Annotated in this window: 19 protein-coding genes; 11 read left to right on the top strand and 8 right to left on the bottom strand. The window is 66.6% G+C overall.

Features of this window, described 5'->3' with window-relative positions:
• The first annotated feature begins 4 nt into the window (after nt 1–4).
• Nucleotides 5–658 carry a guanylate kinase gene (gene gmk, locus J2X50_RS07630; protein ID WP_340035756.1) on the top strand — a complete coding sequence of 218 codons (654 nt, stop codon included), beginning with the start codon at nt 5–7 and terminating at the stop codon, nt 656–658.
• A gap of 126 nt (nt 659–784) precedes the next feature.
• On the opposite strand, the gene rsmA is transcribed toward gmk, so the two are convergent.
• The 6 genes from rsmA to lptF all read right to left on the bottom strand — a co-directional run bounded on the left by rsmA (nt 785) and on the right by lptF (nt 8,357).
• Nucleotides 785–1,627, bottom strand: coding sequence for a 16S rRNA (adenine(1518)-N(6)/adenine(1519)-N(6))-dimethyltransferase RsmA (gene rsmA, locus J2X50_RS07625; protein WP_429093550.1), 843 nt, complete (start codon nt 1,625–1,627; stop codon nt 785–787).
• Nucleotides 1,624–2,646, bottom strand: a complete 1,023-nt coding sequence (gene pdxA / locus J2X50_RS07620) for a 4-hydroxythreonine-4-phosphate dehydrogenase PdxA (protein WP_429093549.1) — start codon at nt 2,644–2,646, stop codon at nt 1,624–1,626. Before pdxA ends, rsmA begins: the two co-directional genes overlap by 4 nt.
• Before the next feature lie 3 nt (nt 2,647–2,649).
• A complete protein-coding gene (locus tag J2X50_RS07615; protein ID WP_429093547.1) occupies nt 2,650–3,579 on the bottom strand; it encodes a peptidylprolyl isomerase in 930 nt (309 codons plus the stop codon).
• Nucleotides 3,580–3,699: 120 nt separating this feature from the next.
• Nucleotides 3,700–6,081 carry an LPS-assembly protein LptD gene (locus J2X50_RS07610; protein WP_347967970.1) on the bottom strand — a complete coding sequence of 794 codons (2,382 nt, stop codon included), beginning with the start codon at nt 6,079–6,081 and terminating at the stop codon, nt 3,700–3,702.
• On the bottom strand, nt 6,082–7,170 hold the full coding sequence (gene lptG / locus J2X50_RS07605) for an LPS export ABC transporter permease LptG (protein ID WP_429093544.1): 1,089 nt from the start codon (nt 7,168–7,170) through the stop codon (nt 6,082–6,084).
• Nucleotides 7,167–8,357: an LPS export ABC transporter permease LptF gene (gene lptF / locus J2X50_RS07600; protein ID WP_429093541.1), complete on the bottom strand. Its 1,191-nt coding sequence runs from the start codon at nt 8,355–8,357 to the stop codon at nt 7,167–7,169. The genes lptG and lptF overlap by 4 nt, the downstream gene beginning before the upstream one ends.
• A 318-nt stretch (nt 8,358–8,675) precedes the next feature.
• Here lptF and J2X50_RS07595 point away from each other — a divergent pair, with 318 nt between their 5' ends.
• Both J2X50_RS07595 and J2X50_RS07590 read left to right on the top strand, forming a co-directional pair.
• Nucleotides 8,676–10,172, top strand: coding sequence for a leucyl aminopeptidase (locus tag J2X50_RS07595; RefSeq protein WP_429093539.1), 1,497 nt, complete (start codon nt 8,676–8,678; stop codon nt 10,170–10,172).
• 86 nt (nt 10,173–10,258) lie between these two features.
• Nucleotides 10,259–10,708 (top strand): DNA polymerase III subunit chi, encoded by a 450-nt coding sequence (locus J2X50_RS07590; RefSeq protein ID WP_429093536.1) that lies wholly within the window; start codon nt 10,259–10,261, stop codon nt 10,706–10,708.
• A gap of 43 nt (nt 10,709–10,751) precedes the next feature.
• Here the strand turns inward: J2X50_RS07590 and J2X50_RS07585 are convergent, their stop codons facing one another.
• Nucleotides 10,752–11,198: a carboxymuconolactone decarboxylase family protein gene (locus tag J2X50_RS07585; RefSeq protein ID WP_429093760.1), complete on the bottom strand. Its 447-nt coding sequence runs from the start codon at nt 11,196–11,198 to the stop codon at nt 10,752–10,754.
• A 130-nt stretch (nt 11,199–11,328) separates the two neighbouring features.
• On the opposite strand from J2X50_RS07585, the gene J2X50_RS07580 reads away from it, so the two are divergent.
• The 6 genes from J2X50_RS07580 (at nt 11,329) to J2X50_RS07555 (ending at nt 15,456) form a co-directional block, all read left to right on the top strand.
• A complete protein-coding gene (locus J2X50_RS07580; protein ID WP_429093534.1) occupies nt 11,329–11,982 on the top strand; it encodes a TetR/AcrR family transcriptional regulator in 654 nt (217 codons plus the stop codon).
• Nucleotides 11,983–12,080: 98 nt separating this feature from the next.
• Complete coding sequence (locus J2X50_RS07575; RefSeq protein WP_429093531.1) at nt 12,081–12,698, top strand: hypothetical protein; 618 nt, start codon at nt 12,081–12,083, stop codon at nt 12,696–12,698.
• Nucleotides 12,695–13,555 (top strand): 23S rRNA (adenine(2030)-N(6))-methyltransferase RlmJ, encoded by an 861-nt coding sequence (locus J2X50_RS07570; RefSeq protein ID WP_429093528.1) that lies wholly within the window; start codon nt 12,695–12,697, stop codon nt 13,553–13,555. The genes J2X50_RS07575 and J2X50_RS07570 overlap by 4 nt, the downstream gene beginning before the upstream one ends.
• A gap of 54 nt (nt 13,556–13,609) precedes the next feature.
• The gene (locus tag J2X50_RS07565) at nt 13,610–14,053 is read left to right on the top strand and encodes a hypothetical protein (protein WP_429093526.1); all 444 of its coding nucleotides are present in this window, start codon (nt 13,610–13,612) and stop codon (nt 14,051–14,053) included.
• Between the two features lie 15 nt (nt 14,054–14,068).
• Entirely contained in the window at nt 14,069–14,785 is a 717-nt protein-coding gene (locus tag J2X50_RS07560) for a ribonuclease T2 family protein (RefSeq protein ID WP_429093524.1), read from the top strand.
• A 71-nt stretch (nt 14,786–14,856) separates the two neighbouring features.
• Nucleotides 14,857–15,456, top strand: coding sequence for a glutathione S-transferase family protein (locus J2X50_RS07555; RefSeq protein ID WP_429093523.1), 600 nt, complete (start codon nt 14,857–14,859; stop codon nt 15,454–15,456).
• An 89-nt stretch (nt 15,457–15,545) separates the two neighbouring features.
• Here the strand turns inward: J2X50_RS07555 and J2X50_RS07550 are convergent, their stop codons facing one another.
• Nucleotides 15,546–16,205, bottom strand: coding sequence for an outer membrane protein (locus tag J2X50_RS07550; RefSeq protein WP_429093520.1), 660 nt, complete (start codon nt 16,203–16,205; stop codon nt 15,546–15,548).
• A 413-nt stretch (nt 16,206–16,618) separates the two neighbouring features.
• On the opposite strand from J2X50_RS07550, the gene J2X50_RS07545 reads away from it, so the two are divergent.
• Both J2X50_RS07545 and uvrC read left to right on the top strand, forming a co-directional pair.
• Entirely contained in the window at nt 16,619–17,383 is a 765-nt protein-coding gene (locus J2X50_RS07545) for an SDR family oxidoreductase (protein WP_429093518.1), read from the top strand.
• Between the two features lie 59 nt (nt 17,384–17,442).
• Nucleotides 17,443–19,440 carry an excinuclease ABC subunit UvrC gene (gene uvrC, locus J2X50_RS07540; protein WP_429093758.1) on the top strand — a complete coding sequence of 666 codons (1,998 nt, stop codon included), beginning with the start codon at nt 17,443–17,445 and terminating at the stop codon, nt 19,438–19,440.
• Nucleotides 19,441–19,452 lie beyond the last annotated feature (12 nt).

The raw sequence follows: 19,452 nt of genomic DNA, 5'->3' as shown, positions 1-19,452 counted from the left end.
GCGCATGAGCGCAGAAAACCCCTCGAACGCTATCAGGCGGCGTGGCCTGATGCTCGTCCTGTCCTCGCCTTCGGGAGCGGGCAAGTCGACGATCGCGCGCAACCTGCTCGAGAGCGATCCCGGTCTCGAACTGTCGGTCAGCGTGACGACACGCGCCCGCCGCGGCAGCGAGATCGACGGCATCCACTATCATTTCCGCTCGATGCGCGACTTCGAACGGCTGCGCGATTCGGATGCGCTGCTCGAATGGGCCGAGGTGCACGGCAACTATTACGCCACCCCGCGCGAGCCGGCTGAACTGGCCATGGCGCAGGGTCGCGACATGCTGTTCGACATCGACTGGCAGGGTGCCGAACAGCTCAAGGAGAAGATGCGCGCCGACATCGTGTCGATCTTCATCCTGCCGCCGTCGATGACCGAGCTGAAGGCGCGCCTGCGCCGCCGCGCCGAGGACCAGGATTCGGTGATCGAGACCAGGCTGCACAACGCCCGGGTCGAACTGGAGCATTGGCGCGACTACGACTACGTCGTCGTCAACGACGACCTCGACAAGGCCTTCGCCTCGGTCAAGGCGATCGTCACCGCCGAGCGGCTGCGCCGCGACCGCCGGCCGGGCCTGTTCGACTTCGTGTCCAAGCTGCTCGACGAAAAGGTCTGAGGCGGCAGCCGGCAGCGTCGGGTTTCGTTCTGAGCCGGCCTTTTTACCCCCGCCGCTGACCCCTCCCCACAAGGGGGAGGAATTCCGACGATTTGACCGCAGCGGTGGCGAAATCGTCCTCTCCCTTCAACGGAGAGGGATGGCTCCCGCCAGCGCGACGAATTCCTCGACGCCGAGCGTTTCGGCCCGGCGCGTCGGATCTATGCCGACGGTTTCCAGGAGTTTTTCTCCGCCCAGGCTTTTCAGGCTCTGGCGCAGCATCTTGCGGCGCTGGCCGAAGGCTGCCTCGGTGACGCGGCCGAGCACGGTCACGTCCGCCGGCAGCGGCGCGGCACGGGGGACCAGATGCACGACCGAAGACGTGACCTTGGGCGGCGGCGTGAACGCCTGCGGCGGCACGTCGAAGGCGATGCGCGCCTCGGTGCGCCAGCCGGCCAGCACGCCGAGCCGGCCGTAGGCCGAGCTAGCCGGCCTGGCGACGATGCGCTCGGCGACCTCGCGCTGGAACATCAGCGTCAGCGACTGGTAGAAGGGCGGCCAGGCCGGAACCGTGAGCCAGCGGACCAGAAGCTCGGTGCCGATGTTGTAGGGCAGGTTGGCGACGATCTTCACCGGGCCCTCGGCGAGGGCGGCGAAGTCGGTCTTCAGCGCGTCGCCCGACACCACGTCCAGCCGCCCGGGATAGTGGGCGGCCACGTCCGCAAGGGCGGCGAGGCAGCGCTCGTCGCGCTCGATGGCGACGACGCGCTTCGCGCCGTGCATGAGCAGCGCCCGCGTCAAGCCCCCCGGTCCCGGGCCGACCTCGACGACCGTCACCCCGGTGAGATCGCCTGCCGCGCGGGCAACCTTGCCGGTCAGGTTGAGGTCGAGCAGGAAGTTCTGGCCGAGCGACTTCTTGGCTTGGAGCCCGTGCCGCTCGATGACGTCGCGCAGCGGCGGCAGGCCGTCGATGCTGGTGACCGCGCTCACGATGCGCGCGCCTCGACGTCGGCGAGCCGGCGCGCCAGCTTGAGCGCCGCGATCAGGCTGTCGGGCCGCGCCACGCCCTTGCCGGCGATGTCGAATGCGGTGCCGTGGTCGGGCGAGGTGCGGATGAAGGGCAGGCCGAGCGTGACGTTGACCGTCTCGTCGAAGGCGAGCGCCTTGGCCGGGATCAGCGCCTGGTCGTGATACATGCAGATCGCCGCATCGTAGCCGGCGCGGGCGCGGGCATGGAACATGGTGTCGGCGGGCAGGGGACCGAACGCGCCGATGCCCTCGGCCTTCAGCGCCTCGATGGCCGGCCGGATGATATCCTCGTCCTCGCGTCCCATGGCGCCGCCTTCGCCGGCATGCGGGTTGAGGCCCGAGACGGCGATGCGCGGGTCGGCGATGCCGAAGCGCTGCCCGAGGTCGCGGGCGGTGATGCGGGCCGTCTCGACGATGGCCTCTGTGGTCAGCGCCTTCGGCACCTCGGACAGAGCGATGTGGATGGTGACCGGCACCGCACGCAGCTCGGGACCGGCCAGCATCATCACCGGCGTGACGTCGCGGCCGAGCTTCTGCGCGGCGAGATGGGCGAGGTACTCGGTATGGCCGGGAAAGCGGAAACCGGCGTCGTAGAGCGGCTTCTTGGCTATCGGGCAGGTGACGACGGCGGCGGCGCGGCCTTCGAACGTGTCGGCAACGGCGCGATCGATGGCCTCGACGATGCCGGCGGCGTTGCGGCTGTCCGGCTGCCCAGGGGCGTCGACGAGCTTCGCTGCCAGCGGCACGACCGGAAGCGCCGTTCCGAACAGGCTTGCGGCGCCTGCCGGATCGGTTTCGGCGATCTTCAGCGCCAGGCCGAGCTTGGCCGCGCGTGCGGCCACGAGCGCCGGATCGGCAAGCAGGTAGAAAGCGGGAATGTCGGCGTCGTTGCGCAGCCGCCATGCGGCGACTGCGATTTCGGGGCCGATGCCTGAGGGATCGCCAACGGTCAGCGCCAATGGGGCGCCAGCGGCACCCACGGGCTAGCGGGTGACGATGCGGGCCTTGGCCCGCAGCTCGTCGAGATACTTCTTGCTGAGTTCGTCGGCCTTTTCGTTGCCGGCGCCGGCGCCCTCGGCCTGGAAGACCATCTGGGCGACCTTGTCATCGGACACTTCACGGGCGCTGCAGACGCCGATGAACTCGACGCCGCGGTCGGTCTCGCGCACCGGGGTGGCGCCGCCGGCCTTGAGCTTCTTGATCTGGTCGGCCCATTCCGGCGGGAGCTGCGGCGCGAGCACGCGACCGAGATCGCGCACCGTCACGTCGAGCAGGCCCTTGGCGAATTCGCGCGTCTGCTCGCAGCCGTTGAAACGGCCGCGCATCGCATCGGCCTCGCGCTTGCGCTTGCCGATCGAGCCGCGCTCGGAGGCGGGCACGACGAAGATGACCTGCTGCAGCATGTATTCGGTTGCCGACGGCTTGGCGCCGCCCTGCTGCAGCATGCGTCGCACGGCGTCCTGCTCGCTGGTTCCGCCGCCGCCCTGTTCGGAGCGGAAGCGGGCGCCGAGCGCCTGGTTCCAGCCCATCTGGGTGCGGATGTATTCCTTGAAGTGGCCCGCCGTTACGCCTGCCTGAGCCAGGATCTGGTTCATCTGCTCGGGCTTGAGCTTGTTGGAGCCGGCGAAGCGGGCATAGGCGTCGTCGACCTGCTTGTCGGAGATGCGAATGCCGAGCCGCTTCATCTCTACCTGCCGCAGCGTCTGCTCGACCATTTCCTGGCCGGCGTCGCCCTTGCGCTTCTGCAGCTTGAGGAAGGCGGCGCGGCGCTGGATGTCGTAGCTGGTGATCGGCACATCGTTGACGATGTACTTGATCTCGCTTGCCTGCGCCGGCGGCGCATAGGTAGCAACCGATAGCGACGTCGCCGCCACGAGCAGCGCGATGCCTGCCGAAAAGAGGTACTTCCGCATCGAAAAAAGTCCCGTTCAAACACCAGAATCCGGGCTTCGCCCGGATGCGTATTGCCCCGTCCATGGCCGCGTTATGCGGCAAAACGATGTCACGTTGCCCCTACAACCCTGAGACGTACGTCAGAAGGAGCTCGATTTCGACCCGAAGTCGCCCAGCGTGCGGAACGAAATGTTGAAGCCGACGGTGCGCTTGACGTCATCGGGCTTGGTCAGCTCGCGGCTCTCGGCATAAGTCATCATGTAGCTGAAGCATTCGTCGTCATAGGCGAAGCCGAAGCCATTCTTGACCAGCACATCGGACTTGAGGTCGTAGGTGCCGGAGCCGAACACCCGCCATTCCTCGTTGATGCGCGCGGTGGCGGCGAGCGTCACCTCGTGCCGTTCCTGGGTAAAGCCGTAGAGCGGCTGCTCGTCGATGAAGGCGTATTTCGCCGAAACCGCGAACCTGTCGATGTCGAGCCCGGCCTTGACCTCGGCGCGACGCACTTCGAGCGTCTGCTCGTCGAAGCGGCCGCTGACGGACGCCGCAAATCCGTTCGGGCTGGCGATGCCGGCGAGCGCGACATAGTCCGACGTCTCGGTCTCGAGCCCGGAATAGGCGCCGGCATTGACGAGGTCGGGCGAGGCGAACGAGTTGTCGCCGGCGAGCTGGTAGGACTGGCCGAACAGCGCGTTGGTCGTCCAGCCATTGGCGTAGCTGCCCGAGTAGCGGAAGCCGACGTTGGCGCGCGTTCCGCCTTCGATGCGGTCGTAGCCGGAGAACTTGTCGCGCTCGAACAGCGTGGCGGCGTCGAAAACGAAGCTCTGGGCATCCTCGTTGGGGATGCCGAGCCCGTTGATGTCGGATTCGCTCGGGCGGGCGAAGACCTGCGCCATCGGCTCAAGCACATGGGTCGCGCTGGTGGACGAGAACAGCACCGGCCAGCGCAGCTCGAGGCCGAGCGTCGCCATGTAGCGGAAGAGCGACGATTGCACGTCGGCCGCGACGTTGATGTCGGGATCGCCTGCCATGGTGTTGATGGCGGCTACCGAGGCATTGGAGGCGTCGAGGTAGCTGCCGTCCGCGCGGAAGGCGAGCAGCGGCGTGACCAGCAGGCCGCCGTCGGTGACGATGGTGCGCTTCCATTCGACTTCGCCGCTGAGGCGCGCCGACGTCCCTTCTATGCCGCGGACGGCGGGAGCGCTGGGTACCCAGTCGAGGTCCGAACGCTGGATGACACGTGCATTGACGTCGATCGACAATTCGCCGCCGGCCAGCGGCATGTCCGGGATATAGGCATAGTCGAGCGACGGCAGCACCCAGGGCTGCTTGTCGGCGCGTGCACCCGGATCCGAATCGAGCGCGTCTTCCTGTACTTGGAAGCGCATGGCGCGCAGGTCGAAGTAATTCCGGTCGTTGAGGCCGGTCAGGTAGACTTCCGAGCGCTGCGTGCTGTCCGAGAAGCCGTCGATTTTATAGGTGCGCGAGAAATTCTTGTCGGACTGGACCATGACGTCCCAGCCGAACGTCCAGCGCGGGTTGAGGTCGAAGCGACCCTTGGATCCGACCATGCCGCGCAGCTTGTTCTCGTCGCCCGCCGGGCCCGAATCCACCGTGTTGGCGTCGAACTTGTCCGGGTTCATCTGGCTGATGCCAGCGATCTTCAGGCTGTACTGGCCGTTGTTGAAGCGCTGGCGCCATTCCGCTTCGCCGAGGAAGCCCTGCCTGGTGTAGCCGGTCCCGGTCACGGTCAGGTCGTATGTCGGGGACAGCGCGAAATAGTAGGGGACCGACAGGCTGACGCCGAGTTCGCTCTTGTAGCTGATGCTCGGGATGAGGAAGCCGCTCTTGCGCTTGACGGTGGGGTCGGCGATTTCGAAGGCCGGCAGGAAGGCGATGGGGAAGCCGAAGAACTCGAAATTGGAGTTCTCGAAGCGCACCGTCTTCTTCTGGCCGTTCCAGATGATCTTCTGCGCCTTGATGCGCCAGATCGGGGCCTTGTCGGGCTTTGCCTCGCAGGGTTCGCAGGCGGTATAGACGCCGTTGCTGAACGTGGTGAGGTAGCCGTCTTCGCGCTTGGCGCTCTCGGCGGCGAAATAGGTCTTGTCGACGGTCTCCAGCCGCAGCGAATTGACGAAACCGTCGGCAAAGTCGTCGGTGACGTCGATTTCCTGCGAGAAAATCTTGGTGCCGTCGGAATTGACGATCTGCACATTGCCGCTGGCGATCAGCCGCGACGTCTTGCGGTTGTAGGTCACGCGCTGGGCGACGAGACGGTTGCCGGCATAGTCGATCTGCACGCCGCCGACCGCAGTGACGGTCTGGGCGTCGTTGTCGTAGACGAGCGTGTCCGCCTCGAGCAGCATCTTCGAGCCCTCGGGCACGTCGGGCGCGAGGTCGGCGACAGTCTGAGCGAAGACAGGAGTGGCGGGAAGCGCGCTTGCAAACAGGCAAGCGAGCGCAGTCGCGCCGAACAAACGTGCCCTATGGGCCGTCCTGCGGCTGGCCAATGCGCCCCTCAACTAACCATCCTCCTTGTTAAGCAGGAAAGTCACCCCGAAAAACATTGCTACGACAACCGGAAACCACGCCGCAATGTAAGTCGGCACGAATCCCGCATTGCCAAATGCTTTGACCAGAACCGAAACGACATAAAGCAGAAAGCCGGCGACTACGCCACCCAGAATCATCGTGGCCGACTGTCCCATCCTCGCAAATCTCATCGACACTGTTGCAGCGATGAGCGTCATTGCGACCAAGAGGAAGGGCAGCGCCACCAGCGAGTGGAACTGCATGGCGAATGCGTTGGCCCGCAAGCCGAAGGAGCGCGCCACGTCGATCTTTGCCGGCAACTCGAAGAACGGGATCGTCTCGGGCCGCGCCAGCCTTTCCTGGACGAATTCCGGCTTCAGGTTGGTCCGGACCCTGTCGGTCGCCTGCGAGGTGAAGTTCTCGGCACCGCGCATGCTGCGCACGCCGACAAGCTCCCAGTAGCCGTCGCGCAGATAGGCGGTCTCGGCGTCCTTGCGCTCGATCATGTTGCCGTCGGCGTCGAAGATGAAGAACACGGCGTCGGAAAGCTGCAGGCCCTGATTGAGCACGGCGCGGGCGCCGATGATGACGTCGGTCTTGCCGACCTTCTGGCGCAGCCATGGCGCGGAGAAGGCCGAGACCGAATTCGACTGGCGCGAACGCAGCTGCGATTCGAGCGCCTCGGCGCGCGAGAAGCCATGCGCGGCCAGCGGATTGAGGATGCCGACGGTGATGGCGCCGAAGATGAGGGCGCCGATGCAGAACGGCAGCAGGAACTGCCAGGCCGAGATCCCGGCGGCGCGCGCCACCACCAGTTCGTAGCGGCGGTTGAGCGACACCAGCGTGGCCATCGCGCCGAACAGGCCGACGAAGGGCACCGTCTGCTGCATGATCATCGGCACTCGGAGCGCCGAGACCGTCAGCGCCAGACCGAAGGAGTAGCCGGGCAGCCCGCCGATGTTGCTGGAGAACTCGGTGACGTCGATGATGAAGATCAGCGCGAATATGCCGACGAAGAACCACGTCGTGATCGCGGCATAGCGGAAGAAGAAATAGCGTCCGAGCGTCCATCCCATCATGCCGCTCCCTGCTTGGGAGCGGTGCCGTAGCGCAGCGCCGTCAGCCGGTCGCCGATCCGGCCCATGACGGAGGCAAGCCAGTCGGCGGCTGCAACCGGCAATTCCATGGTGCGATTGCGGCGGATGAACCAGATGGAGATGGCGGCGGCTGCAAGCGGAATGCCGTAGACGAAATAGCTCAGCCAGCGGATCGACTCGGCCTTGCTGTCGGCGAAGAAGCCGAGCCAGCGGAAGAACAGGGCGATCGTGACGGTGGTGACCAGCGGATGGATCCGGGCTTCGCGGTGCGAGCGGGCGTCGCCTGCGACCGCGAGCGCGATCAGCGCGAAGGCCATCGGGTAGAGCCATTCGGTGAAGCGGCGGTCCAGTTCGGCCTTGAACTGCAGCGGTTCGCGTTGGAAGAACTTGTCGTTGGCCGGCGGGTTGAGAAGATATGAGGTCGATCGGTCCTTCGGCCGCATCACCACTTCGTTGGCGGCGGCCGTGAATTCGCTGAGGTCGAAGGCGTAGGAATCGAAGCTGATCACCGAAACCTCGCCGCCCGGTGCCTTGCGGTGGATCACGCCGTCGTTCATGACCAGCATCTGCTTGCCGTCGCGTTCGATGAACGAACCGTCCTTGGCGTAGTAGACGAGGTCGACATTCTTCTCGCGCGAATCCGCGACGAAGATGCCGCCGAGGCCGCCGTTGGGCAGGCGCTTGCCGACCTGGACGAAGAGGCCGTTGTCGACCTTGCGGAACGTGCCTTCCTGGATGATCAGCGAAAGCAGATCGGCGCGCGAGGTGGCGATGAGTTCGCGGTTGCGCTGCCGTGCCAACGGGTCGGCGACATTGTCGACGACGAACGAGAACACGCAGGCGAATGCCGCAAGGATGAGGATCGGCCTGATGACGGTCAGCCGCGAGGCGCCTGCCGCATTGATCACCACGAGCTCGGAATCGCCGTTCATGGTGCTGAGCGTCTGCGCCACCGCGATCACCAGGGCAAAGGGCACGACGATCGGGATGACGGTCGGCAGGATGAGCGCCGCGACCTCGAAGAAGGTCATCGCCGACTGGCCGCTGTCGGTGACGAGGTCGATTCGCCCCAGCACCTGGGTCGTCCAGACGATCGCCAGCGTCCACGTCAGCGCCGCGATGAAGACCGCGAACGCGCGCCGCAGGATGTAGCGTTCAACAACCTTCATCGATGATCAGGATTCCGTGTTTCCGATGCAGCAGGCTGGCCGGGGGCTGCATGGCCTGCGAGTTGGTAGGGTATAGTCCAAGTGAGGCCGGCACAACTGGCCCCTTCCGTGGCTGCCAAAGTCCGAAAGCGTCGCCCCTGCCGCCCGAGTGTCGGCAGCAATGGCTAAGAAAGGCCCAATGGAGGTGGTTAACACAAGGTTTCCGACGACATTGCGTCGGCGACCATATCCGACTTCGCCGAGGTCAGGCTTGCCAAACCGGCCAAAACGACGAAATGTCGCGCACCAGCGGAAATGGGTAACAACAAGCAGGACATCATGACTTCCAAGCCGTCGATCAGCTTCGCCAAGCCGGGAACGCCCAAGAAGGGGAGTGTGTTCGTGTTCTCCGCCGAGGACGGAGGCCTGAGCGATTCGGCGCGGGCGTGCGATCCGGCAGGCAAGCTCGATCTTGCCTTCCCGGTGGCCGACTTCTCGGGCAAGTTCGGCAGCTCGGTTGAAGTGCTGGCGCCCGAGGGAACCGCGGCCGACAGGCTCGTCGCGATCGGAGTCGGCAAGGTTGCGTCGCTCGACGAATACGCGTGGTTCAAGCTCGGCGGTACCATTGCCGCGCACCTGCGCAAGTCGGCCGAGGTCGCCGTCGTCCTGGACATAGCCGGTATCGCGGCCGACGGCGCGGCTGCCGCCCGCCTTGCGGCAGGCATCCTGCTCCGCAGCTACGCCTTCGACAAATACAAGACCAAGAAGGACAACAGCAACGGCAAGGCCGACGACCGCAAGCCGGCCAAGATCACCATCCATTGCGCCGACACTGCTGCCGCCAAGAAGGCGTTCGCGGATGCCGAGGCCGTGGTCGGCGGCGTGCTGCTGGCGCGCGACCTAGTCAACGAACCGGCAAATATCCTGGGACCGGTTGAATTCGCCGCGCAGGCCAAGGAACTCGAAAAGCTCGGGGTCAAGGTCGAGATCCTGACCGAGAAGGAGATGAGGAAGCTCGGCATGGGCGCGCTTCTGGGCGTCGCCCAGGGATCGGTGCGCCCGCCGCGCATGGCGATCATGCAGTGGAATGGCGGCAAGGCCAAGGACAAGCCGGTCGCCTTCGTCGGCAAGGGCGTCGTCTTCGATTCGGGCGGCGTGTCGATCAAGCCGGCGGCCGGCATGGAGGACATGAAGGGCGACATGGGCGGCGCCGCCGCCGTCACCGGCCTGATGCATGCGCTGGCCGCGCGCAAGGCCAAGGTCAACGCCGTCGGCATCATCGGCCTGGTCGAGAACATGGTCGACGGCAACGCGCAGCGGCCGGGCGACATCGTCACGTCCATGTCGGGCCAGACGATCGAAGTGCTCAACACTGACGCCGAAGGCCGCCTCGTGCTCGCCGACGCCCTCTGGTACTGCAACCAGCGCTTCGAGCCGAAGTTCATGGTCAACCTGGCGACGCTGACGGGTGCAATCATGGTGGCGCTGGGCCAGCATCATGCCGGGCTCTTCTCCAACAACGACGAACTCGCCGGCCACCTGACCGCATCGGGGACGGCGACCCAGGAGAAGCTGTGGCGCATGCCGCTGAGCCCCGACTACGACAAGCTGATCGATTCCAAGAACGCCGACATGAAGAACATCGGCGGCCGCTACGGCGGATCGATCACCGCCGCGCAGTTCCTGCAGCGCTTCGTCAAGGAAACGCCCTGGGCGCATCTCGACATTGCCGGCACGGCGATGGGATCGCCGACCAACGAGATCAACCAGTCGTGGGGCTCCGGCTTCGGCGTGCGGCTGCTGGACAGGCTGGTGCGCGACCACTACGAGGCGTAAGGCTGAATAAATCCGCCCCGGCGGCCACTTCTTATGGCGCGCTGGGCCGAATTTCTGGAAGCCTTACGGGTGGCGCGAACTGAGCAATGGCCGAAGTCCTATTCTACCACCTGACGGAGTCGACGCTCGAGGACGCCCTGCCGGGGCTGCTCGAGCGTAGCCTCCAGCGCGGCTGGAAGGCCGTGGTGCAGGCCGGAACCGAGGAGCGGCGCGACGCGCTCGACGCCCACCTCTGGACCTTCCGCGACGATTCGTTCCTGGCCCATGGGAGCGACCGGGAGCCCTGGCCCGCCGAGCAGCCGATCGTGCTGACCGTTGGCGGGGCAAACCCGAACGCCGCGGAAATCCGCTTCCTGGTGGATGGCGCCTCGCCGCCGGACATCAGCCCCTACCAGCGCGCTGTTTTCCTGTTCGACGGCCATGATGCCATGCAGTTGGAGGCGGCGCGCGGGCACTGGAAGGCGATGAAGGCCGGCGGACATACGGTGACCTACTGGCAGCAGACGCCCGACCGGCGCTGGGAGCGCAAGGCCTGAACGGCGCGGCGGCTGAGCTTGCAGCGCCGCACCGGCAGCAACGCTACTTCGCGGCGCTCATCTCGCCGCCGACTTCCTTCTTGAAGGTCTCGAAATCGACCTGCATGCCGTTGAGGACCGTGCTCCAGTGGCGCGTGAGCGCCGCCATGGCCACCGCCTCCTGGATTTCCTCGTCGGTGGCGCCGGCCTGCCTGGCGCTCTGCGTGTCGGCCCAGATGCAATAGCTGCAGGGGATCTGCGCGGCCACCGCCAGCGAGATCAGCGCCTTGGTCTTCGGCGGCAGGGCGGTCTTGTCGCTGAACTCGACGTTCTTGAGCTCCGACCACGCCCCCGGCAGACCGGCCTTGGGGAACTGCTTGATGAAGCTAGGCACGCCGCCCATCGTCTTCTGGATGTCCTGGATCGCCGCGTCGTAGTCGTCGGCGAGCGCCGGCATGGGCATCATCGCAAGGGTGGCCGAGCAGGCCGCGGCGCCGGCCAGGACCGTCATCGTGCGGCGGAACGAGGCGAAGGCGGATGCATGGTATGCGAACATGACTTCCTCCTCTGGAACATTGTTGCCTTACGGTGTAAGGTGTGCGTATTGATGAACCTTACAGTGTAAGTTGTCAAGCAGGGCCATGCAGACGTCGATCAACAAAAGGCGAGCGCGCGGAAGGCTGTCGCGCGACCTCATCGAAGCCGCGGCGTTCGAGGTCATCGAGCGGGAAGGGCTCGCGGGGTTTTCCATGCGCAAGCTGGCGCAGGCGCTGCACTGCGAGGCGATGAGCATCTACCATCACTACCCGTCCCAGGCGCACCTGTTCGAGGCGCTGGTCGAACGGCTGGTCTGCGACCTGGAGATCCCGCCGGCCGACCTGCCGTGGCGGCAGCGGGTGCGGATGGTGATGGGCGATTTCCGGGCGGCGGCCCGGGCCCATCCCGCCTTTGCGCCGTTCCTCGTGACCTATCGCATGAATTCGCCCGGGTGCCTCAGATGGCTCGACGGGGTGCTCGCCGTGTTCGGGGGCGGTGGCTTCGGCGAGGAGCGCGGGGCGCGCCTGTTCCGCGCCGCCGGCTACTACCTGATGGGGGCGATCCTCGACGAGAATGCCGGCTACGCAAAGGGACCGTCGGCGGTGACCACCGTGGACGACGAACAGCTCCGGGAGGACTATCCCAACGTTGCGGCGGCGGGGCGGTATTTCGCCGAGAGCGAGTTCGACATGACCTTCGACATGGGCCTCGACATGCTGCTCGATGCGATGGAGCGCGACCTGCCGGCAAAGCCATGACGGCACTTTCCGTCTCGCGGCAAAGGGCTTAGTAGGGGGCAAGCCTCCCACCCCCGCCGGCCGACCGTCCTGGCGGGCCGGCACCAGAGATACGAGCCATGCGGTTCCTGTTCCTTCTTGTCCTGCTCGCGGGCGCCGGCCTCGGCATCGTCTATCCCTGGGCGGCCACGAATTTTTCCGGCCGCGAGATCGGCACCTTTCGTGCCTACGACCGGGGAGGGACGTTCCGCCCGATCGAAGTGGCACTGGCGAGCACCGACGCCCCGGTGCGCGTGCTGGTCGACCTGACGACGCTGGCGCCGCCGATCGTCACGCCGGCCCGGGCGGTGCTGACCATCACCGCCTCGACGCGGGGCGAAACCGTGCTGGCGCAGGCGCTGAATTTCTACGACTCCACGCCGCGCGAACGCAGCCCGCAACTGCCCGACCCGATCTTCCGCGACGATGCCGGCCTCATCCGCGACGTGCAGGCGGGCACCTATCGCTTCGTCGTCGGCCAGGGCGATGCCGAGAACGTCCAGATCAGGAGCGTCGACTTGATCCTGCGGGCCGGCGGCATCGAGGCCGACGGGCGCGCCCAGCCGGTCGGCCTCTCGCTGATGGCGGTAGGCTTCGTCGGGCTGGTGCTGTCGCTGCGGCGCGGTCGGGACCGGCCGCAGAACCCGAACTCGCAGCCGCCGGCGCCGCGCTGGGGCAGGGGTGCTGACAAGACATGAACTACCGCCACGCCTATCATGCCGGAAACTTCGCCGACGTGGTCAAGCACGCGGTGCTGGCGCGGCTCGTCGAATATCTCAAGCGCAAGGACAAGGCCTTCCGCGTCATCGACACCCATGCCGGCATCGGGCTCTACGACCTCGGCTCGGAAGAGGCGCAGAAGACGGGCGAGTGGCATGACGGCATCGGCCGTCTGGTCGAGGCGAAGCTGCCTGCCGAGGCGGCCGACCTGCTTGCGCCCTATCTGGATGCCGTGCGTGCATCGAACCCGGACGGCGGCATCGAAAGATATCCCGGCTCGCCGCTGATCGTCCGTCACCTGCTGCGCAAGCAGGACCGCTTGTCGGCGATCGAACTGCACCCGGCCGACGCAAGGACGCTCGCGGCCCTGTTCGAAGGCGATTTCCAGACGCGGGTGACCGAACTCGACGGCTGGCTGGCGCTCGGCGCGCATCTGCCGCCGAAGGAAAAGCGCGGCCTGGTGCTGGTCGACCCGCCCTTCGAGAAGGAGGGCGAATTCGCCCGGCTGGTCGACGGTCTCGAGCGAGCGCATCGGCGCTGGCCGGGCGGCATGTTCGCGCTGTGGTATCCGATCAAGGACCGCAAGGCCGTGGCGGCCTTCCGCGCCGCGCTCGCCGACGCGGGCATCGCCAAGATCCTGGACATCGCCTTCGAGGTCCGCCCGCCGTCGCCGGAGCCGAGGTTCGACGGCACCGGCATGGTGGTCGTCAATCCGCCATATGCGCTGGAGGCCGAACTGCGCGTGCTGTTGCCGGTGCTCGGCAAGATCCTCGTCCAGGACGGGACGGCCCGCTGGTCGGCCGAGTGGCTGGCGGGCGAAACGCCGGCTGCTTGACCGGAACACGGCGACGCCGCAAACTGCCCTACAGCAGTCTTGGAGAGGGAAGCCATGAGTCGCGTCGCCAGCACCATCCTTGCCGCAATCCTCGGTGCCGGAGCGGCCATGCTCGCTACGGGCGCCGCCGGCGCCGCCGACCTCGCCGTCGGCGCGGACTATGGCGATCCTGGCGTCTGCGGCAGCGCCTCGGTCCTCAACCGCATCACCGAGCGCTTCAGCTACCAGGTGCGGCACGTGCCGAACCTGCCGGACGTGTCCATCACCGACTTCCAGCGCGTCCATGAGCACCGTTACCTGCCCGCCGACGAGGACCACCCGATCGCCCGCCGCTATTGCGGGGCGACGGTGGCGCTGTCGGACGGCGGCTCCCGCGACGTCTGGTACCTGATCGAGGAAGGCATGGGCTTCGCCTCGATCGGCGACAACGTCGAATTCTGCGTCTCGGGCTTCGACCGCTGGTATGTCTACAACGGCCGCTGCCGCGTCCTGCGCTGAGGCTTGACGATCCCGATGAAGCTGGCATTGCGCGGCCGGTTCGCCGTGCTTTCGCTCGTGGCGCTTCTGGCACTCGCCGCCTGTGCGCCATCGGAGCAGCAGTCCGCTGATGCCGCACCGCAACCGGCAGCCGAGGCGCCGGCGGCGGTGCCGCGGGGCGAGGGCTTCGACTTCTACGTGCTCTCCTTGTCCTGGTCGCCGAGCTATTGCGAGGCGGAGGGCGGCGAGGCCGACGGCCAGCAGTGCCGGTCGGGCCGGCCCTATGCCTTCGTGGTCCACGGCCTGTGGCCGCAGTTCGAGCGCGGCTATCCCGAGTTCTGCCGGACGCGCGAGGCCGACGTCGCCAACGACAGGACCCGCCCGCTCCTCGACCTGATGCCTTCCGCCGGGCTCATCCGCCATCAGTGGCGCAAGCACGGATCATGCACCGGGCTTGCCCAGGACGACTATTTCGAGGTGTTGCGGGCAGCGCGCGAAAAGGTGGTGGTCCCGGCCGAATTCAAGCGGCTGGAGGCCTACCGCACGCTCAGGCCGGGAGAGGCCGAGCGCGCCTTCCTGCAATCCAATCCCGGGATGGCGGCGGACGGCGTGGCTGTGACCTGCGACCGGCGCTTCTTGCGCGAGGTGCGCATCTGCATGGACAAGGACCTCGGCTTCCGCGCCTGCCCGGAGCTGGAGCGCAGCGCCTGCAGCCGCGACAAGGTGGTGATGCCGCCGGTGCGCGGCGGTTGAATTTCCGCGCGACCCGCGTTGCCCGCGGCACGGTTGCTGAATAAGGTCCACCGCCAAAAGGGGACCCTCTCATGCCGAAACTTTTCTACTCTTCCGCCTCGCCCTATAGCGCCAAGGTCCGCATGGCGGCCGCCTATGCCGGCATCGCCGTCGAGGCGGTCACGGTCGAGACCGGCCCGCAGCCGGCCATGCTCACCGACGCCAACCCGCTCGGTAAGATTCCTGTTTGGATCACCGACGAGGGCGACGGCATCTATGACAGCCGGGTGATCACGCAATATCTGAACCGCCTGTCCGGCCAGAAGCTCTTCCCACGCAATGCCGCAAAACGGCTCGAGGCGGAACGGCTCGAGGCCATGGCCGACGGCATTTGCGATTGCCTGCTGGCGATCGTCTACGAACGCCGCTCGCGGCCCGAGGAGATCGTCCACCAGCCGTGGATCGACAAGCAGTGGGCCAAGGTCACCCGCGCGCTCGACCTGCTCAACGCCAATCCGCCGAAACTGCCGAAAACCATCACCGTGGGCCAGATCGCGCTGCGCGCCACGATCGGCTACATGCAGCTCAGATTTGCCGGCAAGTGGGAGAAGGGGCGGTCCAGGCTGACCCGCTGGGCGGCGCGCTTCGACGAGAAGTTCCCCGAACTCAAGGCGGTCATCCCGCAAGGCTGAGCCGGCCCGGCCGGCGAACGGCATAGGGTGATGGGCAACAAAAAAGCCGGGCGCGAGGCCCGGCTTCTTCGTTGTTGCCGATCTTGCGATCAGAACTTCATGCCGACGCCGAACTGGATGCGATGATCCTTGCTCGACACCTCGGTCGAGGTGCCGCCGAGGTTGTAGTTGTCGCTGCCGAAGTCGGTGTAGCGGTACTCGACGCGGCCGAAGACCGATTCCGTCAGCTTGACGTCGGTGCCGACGCCGGCCGTCCAGCCGAGCGCGGTGTTCGAGTCTTCGCCTGCGGCGTTGGAGACCTCGATGCGCTTGCCGGCGCCGCCGGCCGTACCGTAGAGCAGGATGTCCGGCGAAACGGCATAACCGAGGCGGGCGCGCAGCGAGCCTTCGAAGCCCGACTTGACGTTGATGCCGCCGTTGTCGCCTTCCACGCCGCTGTAGCCGATGTCGCCTTCGGCACCGAGCACGAAGTTGTTCATCTCGTAGTTGTAGCCGACGAAGGCGCCGCCGAGGAAGCCGTCGGTGTCGACGTTGGTGCCGCCGACATCGGACTCACCGCTGAAGCCGTAGCCGAGGAACACACCGGCGTAGGGCCCGCCCCAGCTGGCGACCGGGGGCAGCTCCATCGGAGCGGCGGGGGCCGGCGGCTCCTGCATGACGACGTCGGCGGCGAAGGCGGGCATTGCCGCCAGGGCGACCAGGCCGAACGCCGCGGCAAGCGGGCGACCGTGCTTGAGAATGGCAGTCATTGTTTTACTCCTTAAGCCAACGAAACACTGGCTCTCTTTCAAAGTGGCGCCCCTAGACCCGTCCGGGGGGAGAAACGGCGTGGGCGCCGGACGGTTCCGAATGTCGTGCCGAAATGCGGCTGAACCGAACCTGAAGTGAGGTGATTGGGGGGCGCAAATGAGGCTGAAGCTTGACGTTGCTGGAATGCAACAACGCTTGTCAGCAGCCTTGGCGGCCTTTGGCTGCAGCCCGCTTGGTGCAACGGGTCGAGCGTTCTATATCTCGTTGGCAGTCACGGTTCGCCGACACGGCCGCGCGGTGGTGGGAAGCGACTTTGCCGCATTGTTGCCCCATCATTGAACGGCTTTTTACCTAGGTTACCGGGTGGCGTGGGTGGCTTGCACTGGCCGAGGAATGCTCGAGAGGTCGATTGATGACGAAGAAAGTTGGCAACGTGCTGGTGACGGGTGGGGCCAAGCGCATAGGCCGCGCCGTGGCCGAAGACCTTGCCGCGCACGGCTTCGGCGTCGTCATCCACTGCAACCGCTCGCGCGACGAGGCCGAACGGCTGGCGGCCACCGTCAAGGCGCGTGGCGGGCAGGCCGCCGTCGTCCAGGCCGACCTCACCGACATGGCTGCCGTCGACCGGCTGATCGCCTCAGCCGAAGCCGCGCTCGGCCCGGTTTCGCTGCTCGTCAACAGCGCGTCCACCTTCGACAACGATTCGGTCACCGATTTCGGCTGGGAGGCCTGGGACAGGCATTTTGCCCTGCACGTGAAGACGCCGGCGCTGCTGGCCAGGAATTTCGCAGCGGCGCTGCCCGCGGGCATGGAGGGCCTGATCGTCAACATCATCGACCAGCGGGTGCTGAAGCCGACGCCGCAGTTCTTCTCCTACTCGCTGTCGAAGGCGGCGCTCTGGGCAGCGACCCGGACCATGGCGCAGGCGCTGGCGCCGCGCATCCGCGTGAACGCCATCGGCCCCGGGCCGACGCTGCCGAGCGCGCGCCAGGACGAGACCGCCTTCGCGGCCCAGCTCGACGGGTTGATCCTGAAGCATGGACCCGAACTCGCCGAATTCGGCGCGACGATCCGCTATCTCTGGGAGGCGCGGTCGGTGACGGGCCAGATGATCGCCATCGACGGCGGCCAGCACCTTGCCTGGCAGACACCCGATGTGACAGGCATGCCCGAATGAGTGCACGCGAATCCGATCCCGGCGCGAGCCCCCGCAAGGACGGCAGGGCAGCCGACGACATGCCCGACCTCGACCTCGACGACGACGAGGCGGTGGAGGAGGAAGTTGCGCCTGCCGGGCCGGACCTGCCGTTCCAGGCAATCGACTGGACCGTGCATGCCGGTGATGCCGACGGTCTCGTCGGGGCCGAGGTCATCCAGGCGCTGGTGAAGCGCCTGCCCAATGCGCCGGGCGTCTACCGGATGATGAACGCTGCCGGCGACGTGCTCTACGTCGGCAAGGCGCGCAGCCTGAAGAAGCGCGTGACCAACTACGCGCAGGGGCGATTCCACACCAATCGCATCGGCCGCATGGTGCGAGAGACGGCGACGATGGAGTTCGTCGTCACCCGCACCGAGATCGAGGCGCTGCTGCTCGAGGCCAACCTCATCAAGCGGCTGAGGCCGCGCTTCAACGTGCTGATGCGGGACGACAAGTCGTTCCCCTACATCATGCTGACGAGCGACCATGCCTCGCCGGGCATCTACAAGCATCGCGGCGCGCGCTCGCGTAAGGGCGGCGACTATTTCGGTCCCTTCGCCTCGGCGCAGGCGGTGGGGCGGACCATCAATTCGCTGCAGCGCGCCTTCCTGCTGCGCAGCTGCACCGACAGTTTCTTCGACAACCGCACGCGGCCTTGCCTGCTGTTCCAGATCAAGCGCTGCGCCGGCCCGTGCACCGGCGAGATCTCGCCCGAGGGCTATGCCGAGCTGGTCAGCGAAGCCAAGGACTTCCTGTCCGGCCGCAGCCAGAAGGTGAAGACCGAGATCTCCGCCCAGATGCAGCAGGCGGCCGAGGACCTCGATTTCGAGCGCGCCGCCATCTACCGCGACCGCCTAGCCGCGCTGTCGCACGTGCAGAGCCACCAGGGCATCAACCCGCAGACGGTCGACGAGGCCGACGTCTTCGCCATCCACCAGGAAGGCGGCCAGACCTGCATCCAGGTGTTCTTCTTCCGCACCGGCCAGAACTGGGGCAACCGCGCCTACTTCCCCAAGGCGGATCCCGCCATCGAGGCCGCGGAGGTGCTGGGCTCGTTCCTGGCCCAGTTCTACGACGACAAGCCGTCGCCGCGCTCCATCCTGCTCTCCCAGGCGGTCGAGGAGCAGGAACTGCTGGCCGAGGCGCTGTCCACCCGCGCCGGCCACAAGGTGGCGATCGCGGTGCCGCAGCGGGGCGAGAAGAAGGACATCGTCGACCAGGCGGCGCAGAATGCCCGCGAGGCGCTCGGGCGCAGGCTCGCCGAGACCTCGACCCAGGCGCGCCTGCTCGAAGGTTTCGCCCAGACCTTCGGCCTCGAAAAGCCCCCCGCGCGCATCGAGGTCTACGACAACTCGCACATCATGGGCACCAACGCGGTCGGCGCCATGATCGTCGCGGGGCCGGAAGGCTTCGTGAAGAACCAGTACCGCAAGTTCAACATCCGCTCGACCGACATCACCCCCGGCGACGACTTCGGAATGATGCGCGAAGTGATGCAGCGGCGCTTCACGCGCCTGCTGAAGGAGCATGGCGACGAGCCGGCGGACACCGACGACGACGTGGAAGCCAACGGGGCCTTCCCGGCCTGGCCGGACGTCATCCTGATCGACGGCGGGCAGGGCCAGATGACGGCCGTGCGCGCGATGCTCGCCGAACTCGGCATCGAGGACAGGGTGATGGCGATCGGCGTCGCCAAGGGCCAGGACCGCGAGGCCGGCCGCGAGCGCTTCTTCGCCAAGGGCAAGGATTCGTTCTCGTTGCCGGTCCGCGACCCGGTGCTCTATTTCGTCCAGCGGCTGCGCGACGAGGCGCACCGCTTCGCCATCGGCTCGCACCGTGCCCGCCGCAAGAAGGAGATGGTCAAGAACCCGCTCGACGAGATCGGCGGCATCGGGCCGGCGCGCAAGCGCGCGCTGCTCCTCGCCTTCGGAACGGCCAAGGCGGTGAGCCGCGCGGCGGTCGAGGATCTGATGGCGGTGGAGGGCATCTCGGAATCGATCGCACGCCTTGTTTACAACCATTTTCACGACAATTGATGGCCGCGATTG

Origin of the sequence: Aminobacter sp. BE322, assembly GCF_050433525.1 — a bacterium.
Lineage (GTDB): Bacteria > Pseudomonadota > Alphaproteobacteria > Rhizobiales > Rhizobiaceae > Aminobacter.
This window is presented reverse-complemented; position numbering and strand designations above follow the sequence as displayed.